Origin of the sequence: Microcoleus sp. OTE_8_concoct_300, assembly GCF_031383065.1 — a bacterium.
In the GTDB taxonomy this organism is placed as follows: domain Bacteria; phylum Cyanobacteriota; class Cyanobacteriia; order Cyanobacteriales; family Microcoleaceae; genus Microcoleus.
Genome location: NZ_JANMZH010000358.1, coordinates 1 through 1,485, shown reverse-complemented (window position 1 = coordinate 1,485; position 1,485 = coordinate 1). Strand labels below are relative to the sequence as shown.

Below are 1,485 nucleotides of genomic sequence, written 5' to 3'. Positions count from 1 at the left end.
TACCATGTGCATAAAGTTTTCTGCTGTGCGAAACTGCTGCTGAATTCCGGGACTGGCGAAGGCAAAAGCCCCAGCAGCATCGTCTTTTTGAAATGCTTGCAGTTGCTTTTCTACGACTGAGCGAATGGTAGCGCGATCGCTTTCACTGATGAGCATATTTTTAATAAATTGTCAAGAGATGGGAGTGTGGAATAGTTACTATTATAGCGCTCCCACTTAAAGGCGATTTTGTGGCGGGATAGTTGGGAAGCTGTCAGGGCGATCGGGGTTTATTTAAACCTCCGGCGGACTACAGACATTAGTGGTAAAATTGGTTAAAGACTTTAAGAATTGTCAAAATGCTAAGCAGCGCCGCATTGAGGAAAACAGGGTCGGGGTGGGAATTTACAAGTGAAGAAGCGTTAGAGGATTTTGTCGAAGTTCACTTGCAAAGTTTGCTCGGTTTGACGGTCATCAAGCGGCAATTCACTGTCAACGAGCAAAGATGCGATATTATAGCCGTGGACGAGAATAAACGGTTAGTTGTGCTGGAGTTGAAAAACGGCGAAGATAGATATGTCGTTCAGCAGTTAACTCGTTATTACGATGCTTTGTTAGAACACAAACCTTTTGCCGATCGCGTGGATTACGATCAACCTGTTCGCCTAATAGCAATTGCGCCCAAATTTCACAGAGATAATTTTACCGATAGGAAGTATCACGGGCTATTTTTTCAGTTTTGGCAATTTGCGATCGTTCTTTCTGAGGACCACTTAAATTTACGACTGAAAGATGTAGATAATGACCATATTTCACAAGTAGAAATTACATATCAGCCAAGAGAAAGCACGGACAATATACCGAGTCCACCCAGAGAGTTTCGGAATCTACTCAATAATTTTATTGATGACGAACAGCAGGTAATCTGGAGAATTCGGGAGAAGATTCTCAGATTTGACACCCGTATGCAAGAAATTATTTGCTGTAAAAGCATTAGCTATGGTAAAGGTAAAAGTAAACTATGCGCTCAGATTTGTGTAGATAGAAGAGCTGGGGAAGGTTATATTAGACCAGCACTCATGTTATGGCTACCTCTTTCCCCTTGGAGAGATAACTGTAACAGGGTTGGGAGAATGGCGATTTATAACCGAAAGAAGAATGATGCTTTATCTCTTAGCAAAATAGATGAGTATTCCTATCTTCGCCACTGGCCTGTGGGTTCTCGTTATTCTGCTTCTGATTGGGAAGCTCAAACTTGGGATTTAAAACACTATGTAACTGAGATAACTCAGCAAAAGAATGAATCTAATCTTTTGGAGTTCCTAATTAATTTATCCTTGAAAAAGTGGCTACAAAGACTTTAAACTTATTTCTCGGACACCACGTTTTCTTTAGTAATTCTCATCAAAAACCGCAGAGCTTCATTTACTGCTTCAGAATCGGGAAACATCTCTGCAACATCCGGTTCTAAACGAATATTTACACCACCAAAGGTCTTTCGTCCAG

2 protein-coding genes are annotated in these 1,485 nt (G+C 41.1%); one reads left to right on the top strand and one right to left on the bottom strand.

Translation table 11 applies throughout. The features are described from left to right. A partial coding sequence (locus ACUVJL_RS16150; protein ID WP_445246778.1) for a DUF4864 domain-containing protein occupies positions 1-156 on the bottom strand: 156 nt, incomplete at its 3' end. 182 nt (positions 157-338) lie between these two features. On the opposite strand from ACUVJL_RS16150, the gene ACUVJL_RS16145 reads away from it, so the two are divergent. After that, positions 339-1,343, top strand: a complete 1,005-nt coding sequence (locus tag ACUVJL_RS16145) for an endonuclease NucS domain-containing protein (protein ID WP_445246777.1) — start codon at positions 339-341, stop codon at positions 1,341-1,343. Positions 1,344-1,485 lie beyond the last annotated feature (142 nt).

Bases quoted from the DNA above. Each gene is read 5' to 3' on its own strand.
- ACUVJL_RS16145 (WP_445246777.1), top strand. From the start codon at position 339: ATGCTAAGCAGCGCCGCATTGAGGAAAACAGGGTCGGGGTGGGAATTT.